The 6,508-nt window shown below is 62.5% G+C and carries 6 protein-coding genes; 4 read left to right on the forward strand and 2 right to left on the reverse strand.

The window, feature by feature from the left end; genetic code table 11:
• Positions 1-11: 11 nt before the first annotated feature.
• Positions 12-1,058 (reverse strand): LacI family DNA-binding transcriptional regulator, encoded by a 1,047-nt coding sequence (locus tag F8R15_RS18645; protein ID WP_098410029.1) that lies wholly within the window; start codon positions 1,056-1,058, stop codon positions 12-14.
• Positions 1,059-1,165: 107 nt separating this feature from the next.
• Between F8R15_RS18645 and F8R15_RS18650 the strand changes: the two genes are divergently transcribed.
• The 4 genes from F8R15_RS18650 (at position 1,166) to F8R15_RS18665 (ending at position 5,591) form a co-directional block, all read left to right on the forward strand.
• On the forward strand, positions 1,166-2,269 hold the full coding sequence (locus tag F8R15_RS18650) for a carbohydrate ABC transporter permease (RefSeq protein WP_152845594.1): 1,104 nt from the start codon (positions 1,166-1,168) through the stop codon (positions 2,267-2,269).
• Positions 2,266-3,105, forward strand: a complete 840-nt coding sequence (locus F8R15_RS18655) for a carbohydrate ABC transporter permease (RefSeq protein ID WP_098410027.1) — start codon at positions 2,266-2,268, stop codon at positions 3,103-3,105. Before F8R15_RS18650 ends, F8R15_RS18655 begins: the two co-directional genes overlap by 4 nt.
• A gap of 37 nt (positions 3,106-3,142) precedes the next feature.
• The gene (locus F8R15_RS18660; RefSeq protein ID WP_098410026.1) at positions 3,143-4,429 is read left to right on the forward strand and encodes an extracellular solute-binding protein; all 1,287 of its coding nucleotides are present in this window, start codon (positions 3,143-3,145) and stop codon (positions 4,427-4,429) included.
• A gap of 76 nt (positions 4,430-4,505) precedes the next feature.
• Positions 4,506-5,591 (forward strand): 1,4-beta-xylanase, encoded by a 1,086-nt coding sequence (locus tag F8R15_RS18665; protein WP_152845595.1) that lies wholly within the window; start codon positions 4,506-4,508, stop codon positions 5,589-5,591.
• 161 nt (positions 5,592-5,752) lie between these two features.
• Here F8R15_RS18665 and F8R15_RS18670 read toward each other — a convergent pair.
• On the reverse strand, positions 5,753-6,508 hold a 756-nt coding region (locus tag F8R15_RS18670), incomplete at its 5' end, for a LysR family transcriptional regulator (protein WP_152845596.1).

The following is a 6,508-nucleotide window of genomic DNA, read 5'->3' on the forward strand; positions in this document are numbered from 1 at the left end:
GAAGCGAGACTCTATTCGGCCGTGTGGGGAGCTCTCAAATGCGACTGCCGCGCAACGAAAGGACAGGCCATGCGTTCGACCCGCGGAAGCAGGGTCGATTTCGCCCGCAGCTGCCGGGCGCACCAGCGCCCCATCTCGCCATGCGGAAGAAGCACGGTGGAGAGCGCGGGCGAGAGGTGCTGCGCGATCTCCTGGTCGTCGTAGCCGACCACGGCGATATCCGCTCCGACGCGCACGCCATGTTCCTTCAGCGCTTCGTAACACCCGAGTGCGGTCAGGTCGTTGGCGCAGAAAATCGCTTCGGGGGGCGCATCGAGGGAGAGCAGCGCGCGGCTTTCGCGGTAGCCGCCGCTCGGCATGAAATTCCCCTGTCGGATCAACTCGGGTTCAGGCTCCAGGCCGCTTTCGCGCATCGCGCGGATGAAACCCTCCTGACGCTGCTCGGACGCTTCCATCCAGGCTTCGCCCGCGATGAACGCGATCCGTCGATAGCCCTCGCTAATCAGCGCCCTCGTTGCGGCGTGGCCGCCGCGCCGCTCCGCAGGCACCACCGCGCGGAACAGGCCCTCCTTGTCATGGCAATTGAGCAGCACCGCGCGATGCTTGCGGAGCGCGACATGGGGTGACACCTCGCGCGTGAGGATCGAGGCATAGACCACCCCATCGAGCCCGTCGCGCTGCCATTTCTGCAAAACTTGCTGTTCGTAGCCCGAATCCCCCCCTGTCATCGCGATCTCCACGAGCGCGCCGTCGGACCAGGCCTGTTCCTGGAACGCCTCGATGGAGATCGACGCGAAGGGGCTCGTTGCGATTTCGTCGATCATGAAACCGTAAGTCGCGGGACGACTGCGCGACGGCGGGCGCCCGGCTGAACGGTATCGGTAATCCAGCGCCTCGGCGGCCTTGAGAACCCGATCCCGGGTCTCCTTGCCGATCCGCATGTCCTCCTGCCCGTTCAGCACGAACGATACCGTCGATTGCGACACCCCGGCTGCGAGGGCCACGTCCTTCATCGTCACTTTCGCTTTTTTTTGCTTTTTCTTTTCAGGTTCTTGCATCGCGAAAATCCGGGATCCGAGGAAATTTCATTGACAGGTGGCGGTCTCTATCTGACATTGCTAATATTATTAGCACAAGAGCTAATGCGAGCTTTGGGAGGAGGCGCATGGCACGGCAAACGACCGGGAAACGCAAAAGGACGCTCTCGCAGCAGCAGGCGGCATGGGCGCTTCTGGCCCCATTTCTCGCCACCTATTGCGCCTTTCTCGTCTACCCTTTCTTCAAAGGCGTCTGGATCAGCCTGCACGACTGGAATCTTCTCGCAGTGGCAATGAACCCCGCGGCAGCGAAATGGGTCGGGCTGCACAATTACGTTCACATGCTCTGGGGACGAAACATCACCTGGGGGCCACTGTCGCACCCCCTCGTCCAGCTTCTCGCGCTCGCCGTTCTGGCTGGCGCGTTCGGACTTCACCGGGCGGGCCGTTTGAGTGGCCGCAGCGCGATCCCGATCGCGATCGCGGCTCTACTCATCTTTCTCCTCCTCGGCTTCACGCCCGGTGAAGGCGGTCGCTGGTTCGATCGCAGGTTCTGGCCGACCGTCGGCAACACGGTGCTGTTCGTGGCCCTCGCAGCCCCGGGCACCACCATTGCGGCGCTTTTGCTGGCAGCCGCGCTCAATCGCGAGACCCGGATGATGGCCGTGTTCCGCACGTTGTTCTTCCTGAGCCAGGTCCTCTCGGTGACGGTCGTCACCCTGATCTGGCAGATCATGTTCTCGCCCACACAGGGGCTGATCGACAACGTGATCCGGGTGTTCGGCGGCTCTCCGGTCAGCTGGCTCACCGATCCGCATTTCGCGATGCTGGCGATCGTGGTCACGACGATCTGGTGGTCGCTGGGCATCGCCATGATCCTGTTCCTCGCCGGGATGCAGGACATCAACCGCGAAATCTACGAGGCGGCGGCACTCGACAATGCGCGGGGATGGAAATCGTTCTGGTTCATCACCCTGCCGAACCTCAAACGAACCATCACGCTCGTCGTCGTCTTGCAGATCATCCTGCATTTCCAGGTCTTCGGGCAGTCGCACCTGATGACGCAAGGCGGCCCGGATGACCGCACCCAAGTGCTTGTGCGCTACATCTACCAGTCGGCTTTCCGCGACAGCGAGATCGGGCGCGCCTCGGCCATGGCGGTCTTCCTCTTCGCGATCATGAGCGTCTTCGCCGTGATCCAGTTCCTCATCGGTCGGGAGAAAAGCGAATGACGTCGAAACGTAGCTATTACTGGCTCTGCATAGCGCTCGCCATTCCCGCCTTTATCTGGCTCGTGCCGACGCTCTGGATGGTATCGCTCTCGTTCCAGCCGAACGAGGTTCTGGCGCGAACCACCGCTTCGACCTGGCTGGGTATGATCCCGATCCCTTTCACGTGGGACAATTACGCAAAGCTCTTTTCCTTCGGGGATACGCCGCGCTGGTTTTTCAACTCGATCGTCGTTGCAGGTGGCATGACCCTCGCGGTGCTCGCCGTCTCGACGACCGCAGGCTATGCGCTCGCCCGGCTCGAATTTCGCTTCAAGACCGCAATCACCATCTTCATTCTGCTCGGCCTGATGGTGCCGGAACAGGCGATCTTTATTCCGCTCTACACGATGTTGGCCAAGTTCGGCTGGCACAACAGCTATGGCGCGCTGATCCTGCCGCGCGTGGCTGTGCCGATCGGCGTCTTCCTGATGATGCAGTTCTTCAAGGCCGCGCCGAAGGATATCGAGGACGCCGCGCGCATCGACGGGGTGGGACCGTTCCAGATCTTCTGGTTCGTGATGCTGCCCCTCGCGCGTCCCGCAATGATGACGCTTGCGATCCTTACGTTCCTCTACGCGTGGAACGACTATCTCTGGCCGCTGGTTTCGGCGAGCCACAAGGAAATGTTCACCATCACGCTGGGCCTTGCGAGCCTGCAATCGAACTTCGCGCAATCGGAAGGGCTGGGCCGCGTCATGGCCTCGGGCGTGATCGCCTCGCTTCCGGTCGTCGTCCTTTTCCTGATCTTCCAGCGCTATGTCGTGCAAGCGATGACCGTAGGCGGAAGCAAGGGATAACCGGGGCGCAATTGCCCCATTCATACGGGAGGAAACCATGAAACATCTTGCTCTGGGCCTGGCGCTTGCGGCGGGACTGGCAAGCCCGGCCGCGGCCGAGCCTGTCACCGTCAATCTCGCGCGGTTCTTCGGTGCTTGTGAGAATGCCGGAACCGACACCAAGACCAGCGTCGGCGAAGCCTGCATCATCCAGTCGATCATCAACGCGGCCAGCAAGGAGATTCCCGATGTAACGGTGAAGACCCTGCCGACCGATTGGGGGAATTACTATGACCACGTAAAGGCGATGTTCGCGGCGGGCAATCCACCCGATATCTTCGTCATTCATCGTTCCTCGATTCCCGAATTCGCCTCGCTGGGCGCCCTGGCCGATATTGGACCGGACCTCAAAGCCGCGGGCATCGACACGTCGGACTGGACCGAAGGCGCGAAGAAGGCCGTGACCTACGACGGCAAGATCGTCGCCGTGCCGATGGATTTCCACGCCAACCTCTGGCACGTGAACATGGACATCATGAAGAAGGCAGGCCTCGTGAAGGACGGCAAGCCGATCCTTCCTCACAGCCCCGAGGAACTGCTCGCCCAAGCCAAGAAGGTGAAGGAGGCGACCGGCAAGGACTATCTCGCCGCCGATTTCTCGCAATTCCCGATCGGCGTGCGGCTGGTCCTGTCTCTGATCTGGCAACAGGGCTCTAACATCTTCGACGGCGACACCGCGACAATCGACACGCCCGAGGCCCTCAACGCGGTCAAGGCGATCACCCAGCTCTTCGATGGCGGCTATGCCAACCCCAAGCTGAACTATGCCGACAGCCAGCAGGAATTCCTAAACGGCAACGCGGCGGTGCTCGTCAATGGCACTTGGGTCGTCAACGAATATACCAAGCAGGCAGAGAACCCCGACACAGGCCTCAAGGACTACTACGTATCTGACTTCCCGCAACTTTTCGGCCAGCCCGCGACCTGGGCGGACAACCACACCTGGGCGATCCCCTCGACGCTGAAGGATCAGCACCCGGAGAAATACAAGGCCGCACTGAAGGTCGCAGCCTTCATCTACAATCACGACGCGGATTGGGCGCGCACGGGCCACATGGCGGTGCGCAAGTCGGTGCTCGAGAGCAAGGCCTATCGCGATCTGCCGCACCGTGCCGAATACGTGGGCACCGAGAAGATCGCGCACGATACGCCGGCCTCGCCGGAATACAGCAAGATCCAGGACGCGCTGAACCGCAACCTGCAATCGATTTGGCTGACCGGAAAGGACCCGAAGAAGGCCCTCGCCGAAGCGCAGAACGAGGTGCAGGACATCCTCGACCAGTAACCGAACTGCGCTCGCAGTCACCCCCGGAGGCGTTCGATCCGCACGCCTCCGGACCTCCCAGCCCCATGAGGACAAGATGAAAGACGACAGGCTTGAGCAGGCAGACCGGTGGAGCGCTGAACGCGCCTGGACATGGCGCCGCGAGATCGGATGGCTTTGTGGCTTCAACTACCTGCCGAGCGTCGCGGTCAACTTCGTCGAGTTCTGGCGCGGCGCGGATTTCGCCCCCGAGGTCATCGAACGCGAACTGGGCTGGGCGCGCGAGATCGGGTTCAACGTCGTGCGCGTCAACCTGCCCTTCGTCGTCTGGCAGGCCGAGGGGACCGCGCTGCTCGACCGGGTGGACCGCTTCCTCACCATCGCGGCCTCTCACCGTCTTGGCGTCATCCTCTGCCCATTCGATGATTGCGAATTTTCTGGCAAGCCGGCAACGCCCGGGCCGCAGCCCGACCCCGTGCCCGGCATCCATAACAGTCGCGCCGTAGGCAGCCCCGGCAGAGCGATCGTTGAGGATCCGTCCCGCCGGCCCGAGCTTGAAACCTATCTGAGGGCGATCGTCATGCGGTTTCGCGCAGACTCCCGCGTCATCGTGTGGGACCTCTATAACGAACCGGGAAACCGGATGATTTTCCGCTCCGGTCGCTATGAGAGCTACCCCGAAAGGCTTGAGGAAGCGAGCCTGTCTCTGATGTGTGACTGCTTTGCTTGGGCACGGGAGTGCGCCCCCAGCCAGCCGCTCACCGTGGCCGCATGGTCGGTGCCTGGAGATGGCACGCCCTACACGACGGAAATCGACCGAACCGCGCTCGCACTCTCCGATGTCGTGACCTTCCACGCCTATGTGCCGCGCGCAAGAATGGAGGCGACGATCGCGGCGCTCAGCGCGCTGAAGCGGCCCTTGATCTGCACCGAATGGATGGCACGCAGCCTCGACAGCACGATCGCCGAGCAGATTCCGCTGTTTCGCGAAACCGGCGTCGGCGCGTTGCAATGGGGCTTCGTGCGCGGGCGCAGTCAAACCTGGCTGCCTTGGCCCGACGGCGTGTCCGGCACGGCCAAGATCGGCGCGGACGGCGCGTGGTTCCACGACCTCGTGGACGAGACTGGTCAGCCCTACTCGTCAGCAGAAGTTTTAGAGATCAAAGCCGCGACCCGGCGTTAAACTCGCGGAGAACCTGTCCTGCGGGATCATGGTAGAAGGACGCTCCGCAAATCCGGCATTCGCGTCGCCAGGATCGAAAGTCCGGAATAGGGCCGAACGATGTGTCAGCACCACGAAACACTGAGCCGCGCACCATCGCGCTATCGCTTGGCTCTCCTGCGTCAGTCAGCTTTCGCGGCCTCAGGCTCGCGCGCCTTCTCCAGCAGCTCCGCTACCACCGGGTTCGGAAACCGGCGCTGCAGGGTCACGGCATAGAAATCCTCGCCAATATCGAGATCGAAGGGCGCGGTCACCAGCAAGCCCTCGCGAAGCTCGTCGGCCAGAACCACTGCAGGCGTGATTGCAAGGCCTGCATCCTCCCGGGCCAGAAGGCGGATCATGGCCATGTCGTCGACTTCCGCCGCCACTTGCGGGCGCAGTCCGAGCCGCGTGATCAGGCTGTCGAAGCCGGTGCGGATCGAACTGTCGGTCGGCAAGATCACGGGCTCCTCGCTCAGCATCTCTTCGAGAGTCGCATGCCGCAGCCGGTGCGGTGTGCCGTGAAGCAAGACTTTCTGCTCCGCGACGCGATGCGCGATGAAGCTCGAGAACACATCGCGGGCGGGCGGCTCGGTCGTCAGAACCACGTCGAGCGCCATCGCCTGCAGCGCCTCGAACAGCACGCTCGCGCTGCCTGAGCGAAGCACGATCTCCACATCCTGACGCCCGATGATCGGTGCGAGAAACCCGATCTGGAAGTTGCGCGAAAGCGTCGAGAGCGCCCCGATACGCACCGCTTGACGCCCCGCCGAAGCCTGCCGCAACGTGGCTTCAAGTTCTTCGCCCGCCTCGAAAATCCGCTCCGAATAGTCGAGCGTGATATGGCCCACCTCAGTCAAAACCAATTGGCGACCGCGGCGCTCGAACAGCTGGTGCCC

The sequence above is a fragment of the Thioclava sp. JE_KL1 genome (genome assembly GCF_009296265.1).
Classification (GTDB): Bacteria; Pseudomonadota; Alphaproteobacteria; order Rhodobacterales; family Rhodobacteraceae; genus Thioclava.